The organism is Shewanella morhuae, from assembly GCF_900156405.1.
Classification (GTDB): domain Bacteria; phylum Pseudomonadota; class Gammaproteobacteria; order Enterobacterales; family Shewanellaceae; genus Shewanella; species Shewanella morhuae.
In genome coordinates this window covers 117365-138739 of the sequence record NZ_FTNN01000005.1, presented here as the reverse complement: position 1 = coordinate 138739, position 21375 = coordinate 117365, and the positions used below count along the sequence as shown (strand labels likewise).

At 43.5% G+C, this 21375-nt stretch carries 19 protein-coding genes and 1 other RNA gene; 11 read left to right on the top strand and 9 right to left on the bottom strand.

Translation table 11 applies throughout. From position 1 onward, the window contains the following. Positions 1-94 precede the first annotated feature (94 nt). On the bottom strand, positions 95-2524 hold the full coding sequence (locus BW947_RS07990; protein ID WP_076498222.1) for a DNA polymerase II: 2430 nt from the start codon (positions 2522-2524) through the stop codon (positions 95-97). Positions 2525-2644: 120 nt separating this feature from the next. Here BW947_RS07990 and dinG point away from each other — a divergent pair, with 120 nt between their 5' ends. The 5 genes from dinG (at position 2645) to BW947_RS07965 (ending at position 7616) form a co-directional block, all read left to right on the top strand. Next, the gene (gene dinG / locus BW947_RS07985; protein ID WP_076498220.1) at positions 2645-4717 is read left to right on the top strand and encodes an ATP-dependent DNA helicase DinG; all 2073 of its coding nucleotides are present in this window, start codon (positions 2645-2647) and stop codon (positions 4715-4717) included. Positions 4718-4726: 9 nt separating this feature from the next. Beyond that, positions 4727-5500: a sulfite exporter TauE/SafE family protein gene (locus tag BW947_RS07980; RefSeq protein WP_076498219.1), complete on the top strand. Its 774-nt coding sequence runs from the start codon at positions 4727-4729 to the stop codon at positions 5498-5500. After that, positions 5491-6159 (top strand): primosomal replication protein, encoded by a 669-nt coding sequence (locus BW947_RS07975; RefSeq protein WP_425272273.1) that lies wholly within the window; start codon positions 5491-5493, stop codon positions 6157-6159. The genes BW947_RS07980 and BW947_RS07975 overlap by 10 nt, the downstream gene beginning before the upstream one ends. Positions 6160-6168: 9 nt before the next feature. After that, on the top strand, positions 6169-6858 hold the full coding sequence (locus tag BW947_RS07970; RefSeq protein WP_076498217.1) for a DUF2057 domain-containing protein: 690 nt from the start codon (positions 6169-6171) through the stop codon (positions 6856-6858). Between the two features lie 470 nt (positions 6859-7328). Continuing rightward, entirely contained in the window at positions 7329-7616 is a 288-nt protein-coding gene (locus BW947_RS07965; RefSeq protein ID WP_076498492.1) for a late competence development ComFB family protein, read from the top strand. A gap of 277 nt (positions 7617-7893) precedes the next feature. Here the strand turns inward: BW947_RS07965 and ffs are convergent. The 8 genes from ffs to pspA form a co-directional block, all read right to left on the bottom strand. Then, positions 7894-7990, bottom strand: an RNA gene (ffs, locus tag BW947_RS07960) — signal recognition particle sRNA small type. A 258-nt stretch (positions 7991-8248) separates the two neighbouring features. Next, on the bottom strand, positions 8249-8614 hold the full coding sequence (locus BW947_RS07955) for a ComEA family DNA-binding protein (RefSeq protein WP_076498216.1): 366 nt from the start codon (positions 8612-8614) through the stop codon (positions 8249-8251). A 170-nt stretch (positions 8615-8784) separates the two neighbouring features. Next, positions 8785-9978: a methionine gamma-lyase gene (gene megL, locus BW947_RS07950; RefSeq protein ID WP_076498214.1), complete on the bottom strand. Its 1194-nt coding sequence runs from the start codon at positions 9976-9978 to the stop codon at positions 8785-8787. 622 nt (positions 9979-10600) lie between these two features. Continuing rightward, entirely contained in the window at positions 10601-11809 is a 1209-nt protein-coding gene (locus BW947_RS07945; RefSeq protein ID WP_076498213.1) for a TIGR01620 family protein, read from the bottom strand. Then, the gene (locus tag BW947_RS07940) at positions 11806-13266 is read right to left on the bottom strand and encodes a YcjX family GTP-binding protein (protein WP_076498211.1); all 1461 of its coding nucleotides are present in this window, start codon (positions 13264-13266) and stop codon (positions 11806-11808) included. The genes BW947_RS07945 and BW947_RS07940 overlap by 4 nt, the downstream gene beginning before the upstream one ends. Before the next feature lie 94 nt (positions 13267-13360). Then, on the bottom strand, positions 13361-13747 hold the full coding sequence (pspC, locus tag BW947_RS07935; RefSeq protein WP_076498210.1) for an envelope stress response membrane protein PspC: 387 nt from the start codon (positions 13745-13747) through the stop codon (positions 13361-13363). Continuing rightward, entirely contained in the window at positions 13734-13973 is a 240-nt protein-coding gene (gene pspB, locus BW947_RS07930; protein ID WP_107882410.1) for an envelope stress response membrane protein PspB, read from the bottom strand. The genes pspC and pspB overlap by 14 nt, the downstream gene beginning before the upstream one ends. A gap of 17 nt (positions 13974-13990) precedes the next feature. Then, a complete protein-coding gene (gene pspA / locus BW947_RS07925) occupies positions 13991-14674 on the bottom strand; it encodes a phage shock protein PspA (RefSeq protein ID WP_076498208.1) in 684 nt (227 codons plus the stop codon). Positions 14675-14852: 178 nt separating this feature from the next. On the opposite strand from pspA, the gene pspF reads away from it, so the two are divergent. From pspF to BW947_RS07895, 6 genes are all read left to right on the top strand, one after another. Then, complete coding sequence (gene pspF / locus BW947_RS07920; RefSeq protein WP_076498207.1) at positions 14853-15944, top strand: phage shock protein operon transcriptional activator; 1092 nt, start codon at positions 14853-14855, stop codon at positions 15942-15944. Positions 15945-16013: 69 nt separating this feature from the next. Continuing rightward, positions 16014-17639: an ABC transporter substrate-binding protein gene (locus BW947_RS07915; RefSeq protein ID WP_076498205.1), complete on the top strand. Its 1626-nt coding sequence runs from the start codon at positions 16014-16016 to the stop codon at positions 17637-17639. Continuing rightward, positions 17639-18670 (top strand): ABC transporter permease, encoded by a 1032-nt coding sequence (locus tag BW947_RS07910; protein ID WP_076498204.1) that lies wholly within the window; start codon positions 17639-17641, stop codon positions 18668-18670. The genes BW947_RS07915 and BW947_RS07910 overlap by 1 nt, the downstream gene beginning before the upstream one ends. Next, positions 18657-19547: an ABC transporter permease subunit gene (locus BW947_RS07905; RefSeq protein ID WP_076498202.1), complete on the top strand. Its 891-nt coding sequence runs from the start codon at positions 18657-18659 to the stop codon at positions 19545-19547. The genes BW947_RS07910 and BW947_RS07905 overlap by 14 nt, the downstream gene beginning before the upstream one ends. A gap of 3 nt (positions 19548-19550) precedes the next feature. Further along, entirely contained in the window at positions 19551-20558 is a 1008-nt protein-coding gene (locus BW947_RS07900) for a peptide ABC transporter ATP-binding protein (protein WP_076498201.1), read from the top strand. Then, positions 20539-21324, top strand: a complete 786-nt coding sequence (locus tag BW947_RS07895; protein ID WP_076498199.1) for a peptide ABC transporter ATP-binding protein — start codon at positions 20539-20541, stop codon at positions 21322-21324. The genes BW947_RS07900 and BW947_RS07895 overlap by 20 nt, the downstream gene beginning before the upstream one ends. Positions 21325-21375: the final 51 nt, after the last annotated feature.

The window sequence follows — 21375 nt, the reverse complement described above, 5'->3', positions numbered from 1 at the left end:
CGCAGCATCACAAAAACAAAATTATTAACAGTATAAAACCTATATACCCTCCACGCTCACCACGGAATAAAACACAATAAAAACAGCTAACACACTATATTAACAACAGTTGTTTTGATGCAATACTCATGTAGTTTAGTTTCATTATTGAAAACACAGGCTCGGCAATAGGGCCTATTTGCTTGTCTATGTAGTATTGATAGTCAATTTTAGACGTTCTGTACTCAACAGACTCAGGACCGTTTACAGTGATTAGGTAATCTATTTGTGTGCCTCGCTTGCCAAAAGCCGCATTATCTGTCGCATCACATAATTGCTGTGCAACCTTTACATGTGGAGAAGACTTAGCCGTATAATCTTCAATATTGCGCCGCATACGTTTACGAAAGACCAAGTCATCATCTAATTGCCCATCGAGCAGTTTTTCAAACACACTGGTTAAATAAATACTGATATCCCTTTGGTTAAACATACGTTCATAGAGTGACGCTTGAACTTTACGTGCTAAAGGACTCCAATCACTACGCACTTGCTCCATGCCTTTAAAAATAAGTTCAAGTTCATCGCTCGCATTACGCCAAGCACCCACATAACGCTTCTTACTGCCTTCTAATGACCCTCTTAGCGTTGGCATAAAGAACTGCTCGTAATGACGCTCAAACTGTAACTCGAGAAAACTCTCAACTTGGTATTCTTCAGTAATCTTAGCGTGCCATTTTGCGTTGATATCGTCGGCAAGTGTCTGACCTAAGGCGCTTATATCGGTGACATCGGGCTCGCTGCCAAGCCAGACAAAGGTGGAATCCGTATCGCCGTAAATCACTTGATAGCCCATTTCTTCTATCCAGGCGCGGGTTTGCTTCATAATTTGATGACCACGCATAGTGATAGAACTTGCCAACTTAGCATCATGAAAAACACAGCCTTGGGAGCCTAAAACCCCATAAAGGGAGTTCATGATAATTTTTATCGCTTGGGATAACGGCGCATTATGTTCACGTTTAGACTTTTCGCGCTGCTCTGATAAGGTTTGGATAAGCTTAGGTAAAATAGGCTGCTTCCGGCTAAATCGGCCACCTAAAAAACCTGCGACACACTCAGACTCAGGTAACTGTAAACCTTCAATCAAACCTTTAGGATCGATCAAAAAGGTGCGAATAATGGAGGGATACAGACTTTTAAAATCGAACACTAAGATATGTTTATAAAGACCCGGCACAGAATCCATCACGTAGCCGCCAGGACTTTCAATGCCCTGACTCACAGGCTCTGCAGGAGCGACATAACCCGCTCGATGTAAATGTGGTAAATACAAATGATTAAACGCCGCCACCGAAGCCCCTACTCGCCCCAGTTCTAAACCTGTCAGTTCGGCCCGCGCGAGGGCAAAATCCCACAATTGAGTGTGAGTAAAAATATCCCACACTAAGCGGCTATCGGTAAGATTATAATGCGCTAAGGCTTGTTTATTGGTCTTAAACAGCAGGTCAATTTCTTCAACGCGGTTGTCCACGTTATGAATGGCCTTGCCTTCCCCTAATAGTTGCCGCGACACAAATTCCAACGAGAAACGCTCAAAGTGATAAAAAGCAGCTTTAAGCCAATCGATACCATCGAGTACAACGCGCCCCGGTAAACTCAAGGTTTCTGGGCGAAACTTATTTTCAACTTTCCAATCGAGCTTGGCGCCGCCGCGGCCAATAGTGAGCGGAATACGGTGTAATTGCGCGCGACGCGAGAGTAGCGCGAGATCAAAACTGACCACTGACCAACCGATAATAAAGTCAGGATCAAACTCATGGAACCAAGCGATTAATCGATGGATCAGCGTCGCTTCATCGGCCACCCATTCGATATAATCGGGGGAGTTTAGTTCAGCTTCCCCCACCATAATGACTTTTTCATAAGTCTGCTTGAGGCTAGCTTGACCATTAGATTGGCCACCGTCTTGACCATATAGCGCCACCGAATAGAGCAAACCCTCAAAACTGCATTCAAAATCCAGTGAGATACAACGTAAATGCACAGCCGTTAAAGGAACAATACTCTTAGCTCGCTCGGCGATAAACACGGGGAGCAAATTAGTCTCAGGATTATCAAAACCCTGCTCAAGATAAGATCCTAAAAAAGCCACATCAAGTGCCACAAAACGCTCAAATAAATAACGTTGCTCTGGGCGAATATCAGCTTCAAATAAAGGAATATCAGCATCTTTAGCAATGCGTTGTAAAGTACGTAAGCTACTGCTGGATTTAGCATAAATGCCACTGACTGCGCCGCCTTTAAAGCTCTTAAGCGCTAATGGCACAAAACGCAGTGCTTGACCCGGTGTTTGTAATTGTAACGAGGCGACATCTGTTTGATGACAAAAACAAATATGTTCAGTGTCTTGCACCTCCACCAGTACTGGGCCTTTCTCGGTGGCTAAATAATACTGCAACACTAAACTCCCATGACGATGAATCGCATGGCGTGTTATGACTCGACCTTGTACACTAACGGCCGCGGTTGCCTCAGGCTTCATCGCATTGGTTCCCAAATCGCATCGCTACTCAATTTAAATGCCGCCAAATGGCAGAAAAGTTTCTTAGGCTATGCAATCACTGTTATTATGTACAGCATTAATTCGATAAAGTAGTGACGCATGTTACCTGACAATGTAAAAACCCAGATCCGCGCCATCTATAAAGATATTGCTACCGCCTTGCCTAATTTTAGGCCGCGCCGTGAACAAAATTATATGGTGGCAGAAATATCTAAGACCCTCGCCGGCGACTATGACAAAGATAGACGCATTATTGTGGTCGAAGCGGGGACGGGTATCGGTAAATCATTGTCTTATATTCTTGGTACCATCCCACTGGCATTATCGAGTAAGAAAAAAGTTTGTATTGCCACCGCTACCGTGGCATTACAAGAGCAACTGCTGCATAAAGACTTACCGTTTTTCTTTGAACAATCTGGTTTAAATTTCCGTTTTGGCCTAGTAAAAGGTCGACAACGTTATGTGTGTTTATCAAAACTGGCGATGCTCATCGGTGATGACGACAGTACACAAATGGCCATGTGGCAAACTAAGCCAGACAATAGCCAAGTGGCGATGATGCACGGCCTGTTAAAAGACTATAACGAAGGTCGCTGGAACGGTGAAATTGATACCTTAGACGTGCCATTGCCAGATCATTTATGGCAACAAATCGCCTGTGACAAACACAGCTGCCATCGCCAAGTTGCCAGCCATAGAAATTGTCCGTTCCATAAGGCCCGTGAAGATATCGACACATGGGACGTGCTCATCGTCAACCACAGCTTATTATTTGCCGACTTAGAACTGGGTGGTGGGGTAATTTTACCCGATCCTGAAGATGTGTTTTACGTTATCGATGAGGCGCATCATTTACCGATTGTGGCACGGGACTTTTCCAGTGCACAGGCCACGCTAAGAGGCGCTGGCGACTGGCTCGAAAAAATTGGCAAGACTTGCGCTAAGTTACAAAATCAAATAAAGAGCAACAATATCATTGCTCCTGCACAGGCGATGCAAGATCATTTAGGCGATTTGATCACTCAGCTTAATCAAGTTGCTCAATATTGCGACTCCCAGACCAAGCACTTTGCCAACCCGGAAAACCGTTTACGTTTTGAGCACGGAAAACTGCCCGAGTCACTGCTTATTCTTGCCGAAAACCTTGCTGTTACCTCTAATCTCGCCCTGAAGCAATTTAATAAAATGCTGTCACTATTGGCCGAAGCAATAAAAGATGGTGATATTCCTAAACATCAATCCGAAGCGCTACTGGCTGAAACCGGATTTATGTTGCAAAGGCTCGAAAATCTACAGAAATTGTGGAAGATGATGGCCAAGGAAGATAAACACAAAGGTGCCCCTATGGCGCGCTGGGTTGAACTTATCACCGGTAAACAAGCAGATTACCTCTTTAGTGCCTCGCCTATCGAAGTCGGCTTTATGCTGGAATCTATGTTGTGGCAAAAGGCTGCGGGCGTGGTCTTATGTAGTGCCACGCTGCGCGCACTGAATAATTTTGACCATTTCGTGCATCAAGTCGGTTTATCTCTTAATGATGGCAGCCGTTATTTAGCCTTACAATCCCCCTTCGATTACCCGAATAATGCGACACTGTATTTACCCAAAATGCGTACTGAGCCGACTGACGATGCCTATACGGCAGAGCTTGCCGAACAAATCATCACGCTTATTGATGGTGAAATGGCCACCTTAGTGCTATTTGCTTCTTATTGGCAGATGGAAAAAGTGGTTGAATTACTTGAAGGTAAACTCACCACTGAGCTGCTTATTCAAGGCAATGCTCCGCGACAGCAGTTGCTCGAAAATCATAAAGCCAAGTGCGATAAAGGTGAACCGAGCATATTATTCGGCACCGGCAGTTTCTCTGAAGGTCTCGATTTACCCGGCGATTATCTCACTAATTTAATCGTCACTAAACTGCCCTTTGCCGTGCCAACCTCGCCCGTTGAGCAAGCCCATGCAGAATATGTAAAAGTGAAAGGTGGTAACCCCTTCTTACAATTAACCATCCCCGATGCATCGCGTAAGCTAATTCAAAGTTGTGGTAGATTACTGCGTAAAGAGCAAGATTATGGCAGAGTCACTATCCTAGATAGGCGATTAGTAACTAAGCGTTATGGCAAATCTTTGTTAGATGCCTTACCGCCCTTTAGACGAGTTATAGAGTAGGATTAAAATTTGGAATTGTTACTCGAGCCTAGTCATTGGGCCCTGTTGGCAGTTATTGGCCTTATCGCTGGATTTATTGATGCCGTTGTGGGTGGTGGTGGCTTATTGTCGATCCCTGCACTATTAGCTTTAGGCATGCCGCCGCATATGGTATTAGGCACTAATAAGTTAGCGGCAAGTTTTGGATCATCTATGGCGGCTTGGACCTATTATCGCCAACATCTTTTTACTCCTTCGTTTTGGTACATGGCTTTTATCGCTACATTTATTGGCGCAATCTTGGGCAGTTTTTTAGTCTATTTAGTCGATACACAGTGGCTTGAAAAAGCCTTACCACTACTCATCATTGGCATTGCTATTTACAGTTTAGTCAGCCCCAATGCGATATCCGATATCAACAGCCAAACCCCAATTGTTAAACCTCCCGCTAAAAAACAGTGGCTTCAGGGATTAGCTTTAGGCACTTACGATGGTTTTGCAGGCCCTGGTATTGGTGCATTTTGGACGGTAACATCAGGCTCTTTGTATAAGCTGCCTTTACTGCACTGCTGTGGCCTAGCCCGAGCAATGACCTTTACCAGCAATTTAACCGCATTAGCTATTTTTGGCTGGCTTGGACAAGTACAGTGGCAAATAGGTTTAGGAATGGGATTGTGCATGATGTTAGGCTCATTTATTGGCGCTCGCTGCGCGATTAAATTTGGCATGCCATTTATTCGTCCACTGTTTATTTTGATCGTGCTAATGATTGCAGCAAATTTGGCATGGAGCGCATGGTTGTGAACACCCAACAATTACTGGTGATGCTGAAAAATCAGCTCAAAGCCCTAGAGCAAGAAGTACTGCAGCACGATAATCGGCTTGCACCACCGCAACGTAAGCTATTACAAGAAACAGAGCGCTTTAACCATTCGCTATTTGTTCAGCACGGCGCTTTGCTTAGTCCTTGTATCGAACAAATCCGTAGCAGCATTATTCAGCTCGAAAAACAAATTAAGCTAAAACTTGCCCCACAAACTATCGCGCTGAGCTGTGAGCGAATCCAAGACAGATTCACCGCTGTTAAACGTGCCTTGCTAACAACCTCTATTGATATCAAGTCTAAAACTCAGCAACGTGCCAGTAGTCGTGCTCGCTTTACCCAACGCCAGAATCAATCTCATCAAGCCAGTGGTTTTGAATGGATTGCCAATAACGTGATGCAAAATAGTCATGAAATTTACGCAGAATTGAACAAACATTTAAATTGGGCGAAAAAATTTGAACAAAAAATTGAAGAAATGGAATCAAAACTTGAAAACTGTCATAGTGCTGACAAAATACAATTGCAAAATGACATCCTTTTGATGCATCGTCGTTTAGGAAAATGCAGGCAAGCTATTAGTTATATAGAAAATCGCATTCAAATATTCGAACGCCCGTATCAGAGTAATAATCGTTAAGGAATAATAATGAAATCACTTTTGCCAATTAGCAGCCTGCTCGTATTACTTAGTTCTGCCTCAGTGTTCGCAGCAGACCTAACCATTCCTATGTCGTTTGAATATATTGCCCTTGACGGTAAAAAAGTGGAGTCCAGTCTATTCAATCATAAAAGCAGCTTAACCTTGGCACCCGGCACTCACAAAATTGCTCTTCGTTACCATGAAATGGTAGAAGATGATTATAGTGACAGCCAAACCTTCGTTAAATCAGCTCCTTTTATCGTGACGTTAAACGTGGATGGCGACTATCAATACCACCTTGAGGCCGCCGAAGGAGAAGTTGTTAAAAAGCCCAAAATCTATGCTAAAAATCCGCAAGTTAAATTAACCCGTAGTGACAAAGGCGACGTCAATTACCAAGTCACTAATACTGATTTAGAAGAAGAAAGCTTTGTTTCTCGTTTGTTCACGGGTAATCAAACTGATGATGTATCTGGTAGTGCCACTGCAGCTACTGCCGCAGCGGGTGCTGTTGTCGCTGTTACCCCTACGGCAACATCCGCTCAAACGGCGATTAGCGCAACCTCGTTAACTGCTCCTGTTGATACATCTAAAGCCGCTGGTGCTCATCCACAGCAAATGTTGCAATACTGGTGGCTACAAGCAGATGAAAAAACACGCAAAGAGTTTATGAGTTGGGCAATTTCACAGTTATAACTATTGGCTATTAGTCGATATTGACTATCGAGCTAACAGACTATTGCGCCAGCATAACTAAGCTGGCGCTCCCTCTACAAATCAGAGTTTAACGCCAACATAGATTTTCACTTAGCGATAAAATACTGCCTAATAAAAACTCATAAAATGATGATGTTAAAATAGTATCAATAACTAAATCACTACTAAATTAATAGGTTAAAGCTGACTGACACAAAATCAAGTCATCTTCATGATGCGAAGGCGACATGGAGCTATTGTTTTACCGTCAATTAGCGAATAAGGACAAGGAGTCTTTAAAATGGCTATTGGTAGTGATTACAACAACAGCTGAAAACTCATTAATAGACCCAATTAGCGGCAATGTTAAAGCCGTCACACTACAATATAAGCTAAAGATTCGACCAAATTTTGATTGTGATAAACTATTTGTAGTAGCAAACTCAATAAAACAGTCATGGAGTATCAAAATGCAACTTGAAATCCGTAATTACTATGAAGTGCTTTTAATGGAAATATTGTCCGACGAAGGACTGATGGATGAGCTTCCCGAAGATTATCTCGCAGATCTTTGCTGCGTCACCTTAAACCAACTCCCTGTACGTTACGTTCGTCATCTTGTCGATACCTACTTTTTTGAGGATTACAACGAACTACAACAATTAAAACGCGAGATCCAAACAGCACTAGAAAAGTCGCGAGCCTTTCTTAAACAAAATCTGCAAAAAAGATTACAAGAGGTTGAAGCAAGCAATTAATATTGACTAAGTATCGCATTCGGACTGAATTAACAATTGCCGAGGAATAATCAGGTAAAAATCATCAAACACAACTTTCAAACCTCAGATGATACGAATAATACATATAATTAGATGGAAGAGTGCAATAGATAAATTTGACGTTTAATCTAAACGTATTCGAATGCTGATAATCGTTATTAAGCGTATTTCAGATAAAAAACAAACAAAAAATACGATAGAAAAGACATGGTGGAGAAAGGGGGATAATAAAATAGCAGATTAAAAATTGGAGGTTCCCCTAGAGCCGCACCCCGGCACACGAGTCACTTGCTGCGGTTGCTCCCTTCCAGGCCTGGCCGAGTTCACAAGTTATCATTGCGGGGGGACCCTAGGGTCACCATAACTTCGAGCATTTTCTTGTGATTAGATAAACCAAAGAGCTTGCTAGAACGCGAAGGATTATCCCCTATGGCCACTACGGGATCAAGCGCTAATCAACAAGATCTGCTAATATCCTAGTCAACTGCACAATCTATAAGCAAATTAAGTGATTAAAATAATAAAAGCCTAACTATGTAGGCTTTTATTTAGATGTTACTGAACATTGTTATCCCAAACTTAGCATTGCTAAACACTGAATATCTTAAAGATTATAACTTGATGATATGACGATTCTGTTCAATCAATTTAGTTCCAACACCCGACACATTGGCTAAATCATCTATTGTACTGAACTTGCCATTTTTAGTGCGGTAATCAACAATTGCTTGAGCTTTAGCAGCGCCAATTCCTTTCAGCGTTTGTAACTGTTCAACCGAAGCCGTGTTTATGTTGACTTGGGCGGCATCTGGCATCGCCTTTTTCGCAGTACCAGTCATCTCACTGGTCTCAGATTTAACCTGAGTCTGCATTTTTTCGGCGGCTTTTTTTGTTTCTGTGGCACTCACTGGTGTTGTTAATAACAAGGTTAATGCCATGACACTCATAATAACGGGTATACGATTTGTGGTTTTCATAACGATTCCTCTGCTCCATGAAATTCGGCCTCTCGTCCTACTTCCGTGGCCTTCAATCAAAAATAGACTAAGGGATCCTAAAATACCAAATCGATACTGAAAAATATTCTAAATAACTTAACTGCCCCCTAAAATAACCAAGCAGGCCTAATCTTAGTAGGATTAACTTGCTACATGATGCGCATCAAAGCTTGCTTTAAGTCGGCGATAATATCATCACAATCCTCTAAGCCAATTGAAATACGCAGTAAATTATCACTAATTCCCGCCGCGGCTCTGGCTTTTACGGTATAAGGCGAATGTGTCATCGATGCCGGATGTTGAATAAGGGATTCAGCGTCCCCTAAACTTACCGCTATGGAAAACAGCGTTAGATAACCTACAAATGCCATGGTCTCATCTAAATTTGCGGCTAATTCAAAAGCAATTACACCACCAGCACGTTTCATCTGTTTACCGATAAACCTATGGCCCGGGTGGCATTTAAGCCCAGGGTAGTACACTCGAGTGACCGCGGGATGCTCAGATAAAAACTCAGCTACACACTCGGCGCTATCGCAATGACGCTGTAAACGCACATCTAGGGTTTTAAGCCCACGTAAAATCAACCATGCATCGTGCGGCGATATGACCGCGCCGATATCTTTTAAGATTTCATACTTCACTTTATGGATCTGTTCTTCGCTACCGCACACAATGCCTGCAATCACATCACCGTGACCATTTAAATATTTAGTGGCACTATGAACTACTATATCAATCCCCAAATCCAGTGGTCGCTGCAGCAAGGGCGTCATAAAGGTATTGTCGACAATACTAACCAGTTGATGCCGTTTAGCGATATTGGCAATAGCCGTTAAATCAAATACCTGTAAATGAGGATTCACCGGCGTTTCACAGAAAATCACTTTGGTATTAGGTTTTATCGCCGCTTCAACTTCCGCTACAACTGAAAAGTCGACTAACGACACTTCAATACCAAAACGAGCCAATTGAGTGGTCATTAAGGCAAATGTGCAACCATAAACCGCATTAGATGCGACCAAGTGATCGCCCATTTCTAAATTAGCCAGTAGTGCGCCAGAAACGGCGCCCATACCAGATGCTGTCGCAGCAGCGGCCTCAGCCCCCTCTAAAATCGCCATTTTACGCTCAAGTTCAGCAGTGGTGGGATTACCTAAACGAGTGTAAATATAACCCGGTTCATTACCCGCAAATCGCTCACCACCTTGTTTTGCCGACTCAAATACAAATGTTGCACTTTGATAAAGCGGCGTCACTAAAGCGCCAAAAGCCTCTCGCGTATGTCCTGCATGAATAACCTGTGTTGCCGCTTGCCACGCTTTAGCTGACTTATCTTGCATACCTAGCTCCTTGTCATTAGCTTTGAGCTCTTCCTGCTCTTTATGGTTGTTAGTTGTTGGGTTAGAAAGCTTAATATCCGCATTATGTGGCGATGCTATAGAAAGGATTCGTCCCATCGAATAAGTTCTACCATACCTTGACTAAACACTTAAGCTAGTAACATGGCGAAAAAACCCACGGTCAAACTGTAACTAACTTGTTACGTAGAGATTGTTGCAAAGTACTTGCTATACCAATCGTATTAACTATCTGTTCATTCAGCGGGAATTCAACGCGCTTTAGACAAGGCGAAGGATTGAAGACATAGTGGTGCTCTGTCGAAAGCCTTAAACGCAGTATAAAGCGCGTTGCCATGCAGTTAAATCAGCCGCCCTTTGGGAGCCTCACAGGCATCCCACTCCCGTGTTGCATTGACTTAAAAGGGAATAACCATTTCTGCGTCAATGCGCCTCGGATTGAAATACCCGTGAGGCTCTGAACTGATTAGATAGTTAATGTGATTGGTGTTAATAGCTATTTACGGGCAAAAATCTCCACCATAAGCGATAAAAAATGCGCTAAGGAGCAAGTCCATTAGCGCATTTCCGGCAGTTTAACGCTCTATTTGATAGAGAGTATTTTTTACTCTTTAGACGGTCGATAATCCTTGTCATCTACATCAGCAAATTGGCCTTTTAGTGCATCGCGGCCTTCCTTGGTAAACAGTTTGCCTGAAAACTGCTTAAGCTCGATTAATAATTCCTGATGCACTTTTGATAATTTAGGCCTTTGATCTTCCCTAAACACTATCGGACGACACAGCGCCATCGCTTGATACCCAAGGCGTGCGGTTAACATGCCGCCGCCTAAGCCTTGAGCCAAGCGAGCTGACAATTTACCGGTCATTTCAACCGATAATAACTGTGTGCCTAAATCGGTGACTAACTCACTCGTCCCCGCATAGATAATATTAATAATGATACTGCGGATAAGTTTAATCCGGCTCCAATAGCCTAATTCAATACCATAACAGCGGGCTACATCGCGCAGCATGCGTTGATTACGCCATAGGATAATCGCCATATCGAGCACAGCTAAAGGGCTAGCGGCCAACAACACGGCTGATTCTGCCGCATATCTTCGCACCACTTTTTTCGCCAGTTCATCTCGCTCAGTTAGCACTAAATCTTCGAATAGCATGACTTTCTCGGCATCATTATGCTCATCTTTTAATGAGCGGCGAAGTTGCTGTAGCCCTTGGCTGTTTTCATAATGACAAACGATATTATCGATAAAACTGTCAGCTTCACCCATTTGCATGCTCTGCGCTAACCTTGCTCCCGTTTCTTGAGTATCTGCGACATGTTTTAGTCGCTTAAGTTTGCGGTACTCACTGATAGCTCCCGCCAATGCCCACGCACTGACGACCCCAAGCACTACAGCATAAAAACTAAACAACCAAGGGCTTTCAAGCCATGCATCCCTTAGCCCTAATCCTGTTTGAACCACAACGAGCAGCAATAGACTCAACGCCGCAAAACGAGCGAGCCAAGACCAACGGCGCGATTTAACCAGTTGAGGCGATACCGATTTAGCATCAATAATTTTAGGATGGGCTAACAATGTCTCGTCCATTAACGCCTCAACATCGGCGGTAACGTCTTGCACTGGTGTATTGGGCTCAAAGGCTTTCGCTGCTTTGAGTTCCTCTTTAGTAGGGTTAAGTTCTACGCTTTGTGAGTCAAACAGCTGCTGTTTTTTCAGTGGTTTATTCTCAATCAATTGTCCTGCTGCGTTTACAGCGGAATTGGAGGTTTGATCATTGGGTTTATCCGATAGCTTTAACGTCATTCCAACTTATCTCCTAATAAATACTGCAGCAGATGATCAAGTCGAATATGCTCAAAATGCACTTGGGATGGGTCGACATTGGCATTACTTGGCGGTGCAAAGCCGATAAAGTTAAACCCTTGGTTACGCCAAAAATCAGGATCAGGTAAGCGAGTAGGTACTTCGCCGGGAAACAAGGTGAGAGGTTTACCGTTAAGTCCGATGCCCTGCACCACTTCGACCTCACCCTCTTGTGTTTTCACCATGCCATGACGAGTCGCTTTGATAGCGCTAATCGCCATGGTTTCTACTTTGCAACCATCGAAACTGGCAAAATGTTGGCTGTGTTTGAGCATATCGGTTAACAGCGACAATACATGGCTTTGTTGATCGCGGGTGACATGGTCAACCTTGCTCGCAGCAAATAGTAAGCGATCTATTCGCGGAGCAAATAACCGTCGTAAATAACTCGATTGACCAAACTGAAAGCTTTCCATAATGGCATTGAGCGCCGCGCCCATATCCTCAAATTGCTTTTTACCGCGATTCAACGCACTAAAACAGTCAACGAGTACTAACTGCCGGTCAAAACCAGCAAAATGATGTTTATAAAAAGGTTTAACAACTTTAGCAACATATTCTTGATAGCGTTTTTCAAGCACATGAAAAGCACTGTGCTTATGACTTTGCTGTAACTTGGTAAACTCTTCACTTGTTATCAATAACAAGGGGAAAAATGCTAATAAAGGCGCGTCCTGCCATTCGCCCGGCAATAACATACGCCCAGGCTGCGCTTGGTAATAGCCTTGCATATGCACTAAATCATTGAGTAACTGCTGGTATTGATCGGCAATCAGCTTTAACTGCTGCTCGTCGGCATTGGCCGCTAAATCCAATGTCTTTAAAGATTGCTCAAACTGGGCATATAAGGGTGAACTTTTAAGATTATCAATACGCACTTGCTGGGCACTGCACCAAGTTACAAAATCTTGGCGCAGCATAGGTAAATCAAGTAACCACTCACCGGGGTAATCAACGATATCTAAATAGAGCGTGGCGGTATCAGAAAACTTAGCCAGTAACCCTTTTTTGGGCTGGTATTTAATCGCCAGTCGCAATTCAGAAATGGTACGAGTGGAAGCAGGCCAAGTCGCAGGATTGGCAGTAAGCGCTAACATAGCGCCTTGATAATCAAAACTGGCAATTTCAAGATCCGGCTGCATGGCACGCTTTACGCCGAGCAATCGCTGATCGCGGCTCACTTTCCACAGGGGTAACGCATTATTATTGTGGGCATGGGGTAACGTAGACACGGGGCCTGCATTGAGCAGCTGATTGACTAACCCAGTAATAAACGCAGTTTTACCTGCACCAGAAAGCCCAGTCACAGCCAAGCGTAAATGCCGGTCTGCGGTTCGATGTAATAGAGATTGACCCTTTTGGGTTAATTTATGGAGTGAAGCATCAAGCATTCCCATTAGAGACTTCCCTTATGTCGAATGATGTTAACTATACACTAGAATCAAAAAGAAATTAAACAACAAGGGCGGACATAGCCGCCCTTTAAAAGGGTTATAAACTGTTGATTTGTCTTTTTAAATCAAAGTTATCAGAGGTGACGTGACGTTCTAAATTTTGTAGTCTGATTTCTAAACTTCTAAATTGACGATTCACGTCACTCAGCGCTTGCTTGGCAGGTTCTCCCGATTGCCACGGCTTCTTCTTTAGCTCGATATCGTCTCTATCGTAATGCTTTTGTGGCTTGATATCTAAAATCACCCACAAAGCGACATAAATGATAAATACAACACCTGAACCCCCAAGTAAGAAGATAGACGCTGCTAACACTCGTACTAGCCAGGTTTCTATCGCAAAGTAATCAGCAATCCCAGCACATACACCCGCTATTTTTCCTGACTGGGGAATGCGGTACAAAGTACGGCCATTAGATCCTCTCATGTTTCCCCCTCCATTCAGGCGATTCTGTATCCAGAATGGCCTCTAAGGTCTCGATACGCGCCGCCATTTTATCGGCCTTAGATATCAAGTCATTGAGTTGTGAAAACTCTTCTTCTGTGAGTCCCTGGCTCACTTGTCGCTTACTGCGATAATGAAGAACTAACCATATAGGCGCGACTATCACCATAAAAATAATAATCGGCGCCATTAGCATGTCCATATCCATAACTCACCTCTGAATTGTTATTCTTTTGACGTAGTGGGTGCTTTACTTTTTATCTTGGCTTTTAGTGCTGCCAGTTCTGCATTCACAGAATCTTCTGCTTCTAGTGCAGCAAACTCATCGGCTAAGGTCTTTTTACTGCCAAGATCATAGGATTCAACTTGGGCTTCTAAACCTTCGACACGACGCTCATATTGCTCAAATTTAAGCATAGCGTTGTCAATCTTGCTTGAATCTAACTGCTTTTTCACTTCTAAGCGTGATGACGCGGTTTGCGTACGCAAAATAATGGTCTTTTGACGCGCTTTAGCATCGAGCAGCTTTTCTTGTAGCATGCCCACTTCATCTTTCAAGCGTGCAATATGTTCCTCTATAACGACTAATTCTTGATTCAGCGTGTCAGCTAAACCGGTCGCTTTTTGCTTTTCAACTAAAGCGGCTTTAGCTAAATCTTCACGGTCTTTCGACAGTGCCAGTTCAGCCTTATCTTGCCAATCTTGCACTTGCTCTAACACACGGTTGATACGACGTTGCAGCTCTTTCTTCTCTGCTAACACTTTAGCTGAGGTAGAACGCACTTCAACGAGTGTATCTTCCATTTCTTGGATAATCAGTCGAACCATTTTTTCTGGGTCTTCAGCTTTATCCAGCAATGCACTGATATTAGAGTTAATGATATCGGCGAAACGAGAGAAAATTCCCATAATCTTATCCTCAAATTGATGTTGGTCTCGCAGAAGGTATTACACTAACCGTGCCAACTTTAAATTTAATATTGCATACAGCCACTTAAACAAAATTTTAACTTTTTACTTCCTTTTACGCTTCAAGCCACCTATTATCATTTTCACCAAATTGTAGCGTGAAAGACTAAAAAATACCGTGGATAATAAATTTCAGCAAGACAACCTAATCGGTCAATCTAACGCCCTACTCGAAGTGCTAGAACATGTGTCGCAACTTGCACCACTGTCTAAACCCGTGCTGATTATTGGTGAACGTGGCACAGGTAAAGAGCTTATTGCTGAACGCTTACATTATCTATCTAAGCGCTGGGATCAAAGTTTTATTAAGCTAAACTGTTCATCATTGAGTGAGAATTTACTCGAGAGTGAATTATTTGGCCACGAATCCGGCGCTTTTACCGGCGCAAAAGGTAAACACGAAGGTCGGTTTGAGCGCGCCGACGGCGGTACGTTATTCCTTGACGAACTCGCCAACACCTCTGGACTTATCCAAGAAAAATTACTGCGCGTGATTGAATATGGTGAATTTGAACGAGTAGGCGGCAGTAAAACCGTACAGGCCGATGTTCGTTTAATCTGCGCTGCCAACGAAGATTTACCATCACTTGCTGAGGCAGGCGAATTTCGTGCCGATTTGTTAGATAGACTCGCGTTTGATGTCATCACGCTGCCGCCGCTGCGTTGTCGTCCCGAAGATATTATGACGCTGGCAGAATACTTCGCTATCGGCATGGCGCGGCAATTAAAACTACAACTTTTTAGTGGTTTTAGCCCCTATGCTATCGAGCAGTTAATGACCTACGATTGGCCGGGTAACATCCGCGAGCTTAAAAACGTCGTTGAGCGCAGCGTGTATCGTAATGGCGGTGAAAATAGTCCTATTGAGCATATTACCCTCGATCCTTTTGCTTCGCCCTATCGCCCTAAAACGCGAATGAAAACACGCGAACGTCAAATAGCCTCAGTTACACCCACCACAGTGATAAATATGCCACAAGCTACACCAATAGCTGAGGTTGAAGTCCAAACCCTCTCAGGTTCACCAGCCAATAGCTTTAATTTTCCATTGGACTTTAAAGAGCAAACCGAGAAATATGAGATGGACCTGATTCAACAGGCACTATCAAGCAGCCAATACAACCAAAAGAAGACCGCAGACATGCTCGGATTAAGTTATCACCAACTACGTGGTATCCTCAAAAAATACAATTTACTTGATAAAGCATAAGCAGATTGCCCACGGGGGAGATGCACTGCTAAAATGGGCATTCATAGTCGATAAAATAATGATTTATAAATGAGTATGCAAATTAGACGCTGGTGCCTAACAACTGCAGTAATCTGCATGAGTGGGTTGTTGGTCGCGTGTAGTCCTCAACAACTCCCTTCTGGTTTGGTATATTGCTCCGAAGGGAATCCTGAGTCATTTAATCCACAATTGGTGACCTCAGGCACCACAATTGATGCCACCTCGCATCAGATTTACAGTCGACTCATAGATTATGATACTCAGTCAGGTAAACTTGTCCCTGCTTTAGCTACGAGTTGGGCCATGTCCGATGATGGTTTAAGCTATCGATTCACCCTCAGAGAAAATGTACAGTTTCAGCATTCAAGCCGTTTTATCCCGAGTCGTTACTTTAATGCCGATGATGTGTTGTTCTCCTTTAATCGCATTATCGATGCTCAACACCCTTACCATTTTGTCTCCCGCACTGGTTATCCTTTTTTCCAAAGTATTGGCTTTTCGGAACAAGTTAAAAAGATAGAAAAAATAAACGAGCATGAAGTGGTGCTTTATTTAAACCGTAAAGATGCATCGTTTCTATCAAACCTAGCAACTGACTTTGCCATTATTTTGTCCGATGAATACGCACAGCAACAATTAGCGCTAGGCCAGCCAGAAAATGTAGACCATTTTGCGATTGGCACGGGTCCGTTCACCTTAGTTCAATACGCTAAAAATGAATATATTCGCTATCGACGTAACCCTGATTATTGGGGAGAACCCGCAAACGTTGAAATGCTAGTATTTGATATCACGCTAAAAAGTACCACCCGACTCGCTAAACTCATTACTGGTGACTGCAGTGTATCTGCCCTGCCTAAAGCCGGTGAGCTAGCCGTTATCAAACAACATGAAGAATTAAATATTGAATCTCAACCAGGGCTCAATGTGGCATTTTGGGCTTTTAACACACAAAAACCTCCTTTGAATGACGTCAGAGTACGCCGCGCCCTTGCCTACGCTGTTGATAAGCAAGATATCTTGCGAGCGGTTTATCAAAATACTGCCATCGAAGCTACAGGTGTTCTGCCGCCGGCTTCTTGGGCTTATGAAAACAATAAAAGAATTGATGATTATAATCCGCAAAAGGCGCGTGATTTACTGAAAGAAGCTGGTGTAGCCAATCTCAGTATCGATATTTGGGCTATGCCTGTCGCCCGTGCTTATAACCCTAATACGATGAAAACGGCTGAGTTAATCCAGTCAGATTTAGCCAATATAGGCGTAAAAGTTAATATCATCAGTTACGATTGGAGCGTGTTTACTCAAAGGCTTAGTCGTGATGAATATGATTCTGTACTCATTGGTTGGAATGCTGATAACAGCGATCCAGATAACTTCTTTACGCCAATATTGAGCTGTTCAGCCATGCAATCGAATAATAATCGGTCTCGTTGGTGTAACCCAGAGTTTGATGCTCTGTTAGATAGCGCCAGAGAAATAGCTGATCAAGCCGAACGTAAAGTCATTTACCAACAAGCTGAAGCTTTTTTAGCCGATCAAGTCCCTCTGCTTAGTTTTGCCCACGCCAAACGCGTTATTTTAACACGACATGATATCAGTAATATGCAAGTAACCCCCTTTGGCGGGATCTCCTTCGCGCGCACAAGCCAAGTCCACTCGGAGGCGAATTAATGTTTGCATATCTATTACGCCGCCTTAATTTGTTCCTTGCGACCTCATTAGTGATGATCGGGGTCTTATTTTATGCCACTGGATTATTTCCAGTTGAACGTACCTATGCACTAACGGGGATCCATGCGCCTACGACTAGCCAGCTAATTCAAATCGAACAAGACTATAAGCTAGATAAGCACTCTGGGTGGCAATTTATCGCTTATCTGCAACAGCGGCTCAGCGGCAATTTAGGCATTTCGGTGACTTCGCACCAACAAGTCGCTGAAGAATTACGTTCTGTTTTACCTGCCTCTTTTGAATTAGCCACTATGGCGGCAATTATCGCCATTTGTCTCGGAGTCCCTATAGGCGTTTTGGCCTCTCAAAGTCAGCATAAACTCACCCAAAATACCATTATGGCCATCACCTTAACTGGCTACTCTGTCCCGGTATTTTGGCTAGGATTATATCTTTCACTGTGGTTTGGGGTCGATTTGGGTTGGTTACCCATTTCAGGTCAAATCAACCTACTGTATGAAATTAAGCCCATTACTGGCTTTATGCTGGTTGATACTTTGCTATCAAAATCTGAATACGGTATGTCTGCATTTAAAGATGCACTGCTGCATATTATTTTACCGGCGATGACTCTAGCAGTTTTACCCTTTACCGTTGTCGTTCGTAGCACCCGCTCAGCCATGATGAATGTGATGGATCAAACTTATATTCGCGCTGCAGAAGCACGAGGCATGCATACTAGCACTATCATACTGCGTCACGCCTTGCCTAATGCGCTCATTCCTGTACTTAAACATTTAGGCCTAATGCTGGGTTCATTTGCCAGCTATGCTATTGTCGTTGAAATGATTTTCTCTTGGCCAGGTGTTGGCTCTTGGCTGGTTTCAGGTATTTACCAACGAGATTATACCGTTATCCAAGGAGGGATTCTGGCCGTGGCCCTACTGATCATCTTCCTAAGTATCTTGATTGAAGTACTACACACAGTCTTTAATCCACTGAGCAGAAAAGACCTTTATGCAACCCGTTAAAGTTTATCAAGAAGACCGTATTGCTTCTCCGGCAAAGCGAGTTTGGATAACATTTTCTGCCAACCCCTTTGCGTTAGCAGGCCTGTGGTCGATTTCATTATTGCTCTTACTCACCTTATTTGGCCCGATGATCGCGCCCTTTGCGCCAGAAACTCAAGATCCTAGAGCTTTGCTATTACCGCCCTCTTGGGATCCTTCAGGTACAGTGACGCATTTTTTAGGCACTGACGATCTTGGTCGCGATATTTTTAGTCGATTACTATACGGTGCCCATCTTACTTTTGGCATGGCGTTATTAATCGTCATCACGGCACTCATTATAGGATTTATTATCGGCTCGTTATCGGGCATGATGCGCGGGTTAAAATCCAGTATTCTTGCCCATTTACTCGATTCGCTTCTATCCATCCCATCATTATTAATGGCTATTTTAGTGGTCGCCGTGATGGGGCCTGGGTTAGAAAACGTTTTTTGGGCAGTTGGTATCGCGTTAACCCCGCAATTTGTACGATCAATTCATCATTCTGTACATGAAGAACTACAAAAAGAATACGTTACTGCCGCGCGTTTAGATGGTGCGAATTCTCTGCAAGTTTTTTGGTATGTGATCATGCCAAACGTCTGGGAAGTCGTTATTATTCAAACGACGCTAGCTATTTCAGCGGCAATTTTAGACATTGCAGCCCTCGGTTTTTTAAACTTAGGCGCACAAGCGCCAAGCCCTGAATGGGGCGCGATGGTGGCACAAGGCATGGACAATCTATTAACTGCGCCTTGGGCAGTCACCATTCCGGGTTTAGCGATTCTCTTTAGTGTGCTGGCCATTAACTTGGTTGGTGATGGCTTACGGTCGGCGCTCGCGCCCATCAGAAACTAACTTATGCCTTTACTCGACGTACGAAATCTAACGATTGAGCTCGATACTCCCCATGGCAGAGTGCGGGCACTTGAGAATGTCAGCTTAACCCTCAATGCCGGTGAGATTCATGGTCTAGTCGGCGAGTCTGGTTCTGGTCGTAGTTTATTAGCAAGGGCTATCTTGGGAATACCGGGACCTAGCTGGACGATTACCGCTGACCGCATGATGTGGGATGGTAATAACCTGATGGCGATGAGTTCAAAAGAGCGTCGCAATCTGATGGGCTCAGATATCGCGATGATTTTTCAAGATCCCTCGGGTAGTTTAGATCCCACTCAAACCATCGGCCGCCAATTAATGCCTGCAATGCCCAAAAATCCAAATATTTACTTTTGGAAACGGCGTAAATATGCACGGCTTACGGCACAAAAATGGTTACATAAAGTGGGCATTAAAAACCCTCAACAAGTCATGTCTAGCTATGCATGGCAGTTGTCCGAAGGTGAGTGCCAAAAGGTTATGATTGCCATGGCAGTTGCTAACCAACCTCGCCTTTTAATTGCTGACGAACCAACAAGCTCAATGGAGCTCAGTACTCAAGCACAAATATTCAGATTATTATCGCAATTAAATCAGTTACAAAACGTATCTATTTTATTAATAAGCCATGAGCTTGAAACCTTGGCTCAATGGTGCGATCACTTATCAGTGCTCTATTGTGGCCAAGTGATGGAGTCAGGGCCGACAGATGATGTAATCAAGCAGCCCTATCATCCCTACACCAAGGCATTACTGGATAATATGCCCGGCTATTCAGGTATTATTGGCCATAAAGCGATTATGCCGACATTACCGGGCTCAGCCCCTGCATTGCAGCATTTACCTATTGGTTGCCGTTTAGGGCCTCGTTGCCCTGAAGCACAGAAAAAATGCGTTTATCAGCCAAAGTTAAGTCATATAAAAGACCGCTATTTTGCCTGTCATTTCCCTTATCACGGTGACACTCCAAATGACGACTCCACTGCTTAAAGTTAACGATCTTTATAAAAGATACGATATGGGCTACAAAGGCTTTTCGCGTCAGTACAAGGACGCACTAGCCCCTATTTCCTTTGAGTTAAAGCGCGGTGAAACCTTAGCGATTGTCGGCGAAACGGGTTCGGGTAAAAGTACACTCGCACGGATTTTAGTTGGCGCGGAGTCTCGTAGCGGCGGTGAAATATTTTTTGAAGGAGAGGCACTAGACAGTCGCAATCTTAAACAAAGATGCCGCTTAATTAGGATGATTTTCCAAGATCCTAACACCTCACTTAACCCGCGACTAACAATAGGGCAGTTGCTCGATGAGCCCTTAAAGTTTAATACGCAATTATCATCGCACTTACGTCATACACAAGTAGTTGATACTTTAAAAAAAGTGGGATTATTACCCGAGCATGCCGATTTTTATCCGCATATGATTTCTGAAGGCCAAAAACAACGAGTTGCGGTTGCACGAGCTTTAATGTTAAATCCTAAAATCATTATTGCCGACGAGGCATTAACCGCTCTGGACCTTTCAGTACGCTCGCAAATTTTGAATTTACTGCTCAAATTACAAAAAGATCTCGGTTTGTCCTATATCTTCGTATCTCATAATCTCAATATTATTCGCCATGTCAGCGATAAAATAATGGTGCTCAACAAAGGCATAATGGTTGAGAAAGCATCGACAGAACAGATATTTAGCTCACCTCAACATGAATATACCCAGAGGTTGATTCAAGAGCAAAGTGTGTTTGTCCACAAACGTTAAACTGCTCCAACCACTTAACTAATCAGGGGAATTGGTTAAAAATAGGTGCCA

Excerpts from the sequence above, each read along its gene's own strand:
- BW947_RS07990 (WP_076498222.1), bottom strand. The coding sequence starts at position 2,524 with ATGAAGCCTGAGGCAACCGCGGCCGTTAGTGTACAAGGTCGAGTCATA.
- dinG (WP_076498220.1), top strand. The coding sequence starts at position 2,645 with ATGTTACCTGACAATGTAAAAACCCAGATCCGCGCCATCTATAAAGAT.
- BW947_RS07975 (WP_425272273.1), top strand. The coding sequence starts at position 5,491 with ATGGTTGTGAACACCCAACAATTACTGGTGATGCTGAAAAATCAGCTC.
- BW947_RS07970 (WP_076498217.1), top strand. The coding sequence starts at position 6,169 with ATGAAATCACTTTTGCCAATTAGCAGCCTGCTCGTATTACTTAGTTCT.
- BW947_RS07965 (WP_076498492.1), top strand. The coding sequence starts at position 7,329 with ATGCAACTTGAAATCCGTAATTACTATGAAGTGCTTTTAATGGAAATA.
- BW947_RS07955 (WP_076498216.1), bottom strand. The coding sequence starts at position 8,614 with ATGAAAACCACAAATCGTATACCCGTTATTATGAGTGTCATGGCATTA.
- megL (WP_076498214.1), bottom strand. The coding sequence starts at position 9,978 with ATGCAAGATAAGTCAGCTAAAGCGTGGCAAGCGGCAACACAGGTTATT.
- BW947_RS07945 (WP_076498213.1), bottom strand. The coding sequence starts at position 11,809 with ATGACGTTAAAGCTATCGGATAAACCCAATGATCAAACCTCCAATTCC.
- BW947_RS07940 (WP_076498211.1), bottom strand. The coding sequence starts at position 13,266 with ATGGGAATGCTTGATGCTTCACTCCATAAATTAACCCAAAAGGGTCAA.
- pspC (WP_076498210.1), bottom strand. The coding sequence starts at position 13,747 with ATGAGAGGATCTAATGGCCGTACTTTGTACCGCATTCCCCAGTCAGGA.
- pspB (WP_107882410.1), bottom strand. The coding sequence starts at position 13,973 with ATGGATATGGACATGCTAATGGCGCCGATTATTATTTTTATGGTGATA.
- pspA (WP_076498208.1), bottom strand. The coding sequence starts at position 14,674 with ATGGGAATTTTCTCTCGTTTCGCCGATATCATTAACTCTAATATCAGT.
- BW947_RS07915 (WP_076498205.1), top strand. The coding sequence starts at position 16,014 with ATGAGTATGCAAATTAGACGCTGGTGCCTAACAACTGCAGTAATCTGC.
- BW947_RS07910 (WP_076498204.1), top strand. The coding sequence starts at position 17,639 with ATGTTTGCATATCTATTACGCCGCCTTAATTTGTTCCTTGCGACCTCA.
- BW947_RS07905 (WP_076498202.1), top strand. The coding sequence starts at position 18,657 with ATGCAACCCGTTAAAGTTTATCAAGAAGACCGTATTGCTTCTCCGGCA.
- BW947_RS07900 (WP_076498201.1), top strand. The coding sequence starts at position 19,551 with ATGCCTTTACTCGACGTACGAAATCTAACGATTGAGCTCGATACTCCC.
- BW947_RS07895 (WP_076498199.1), top strand. The coding sequence starts at position 20,539 with ATGACGACTCCACTGCTTAAAGTTAACGATCTTTATAAAAGATACGAT.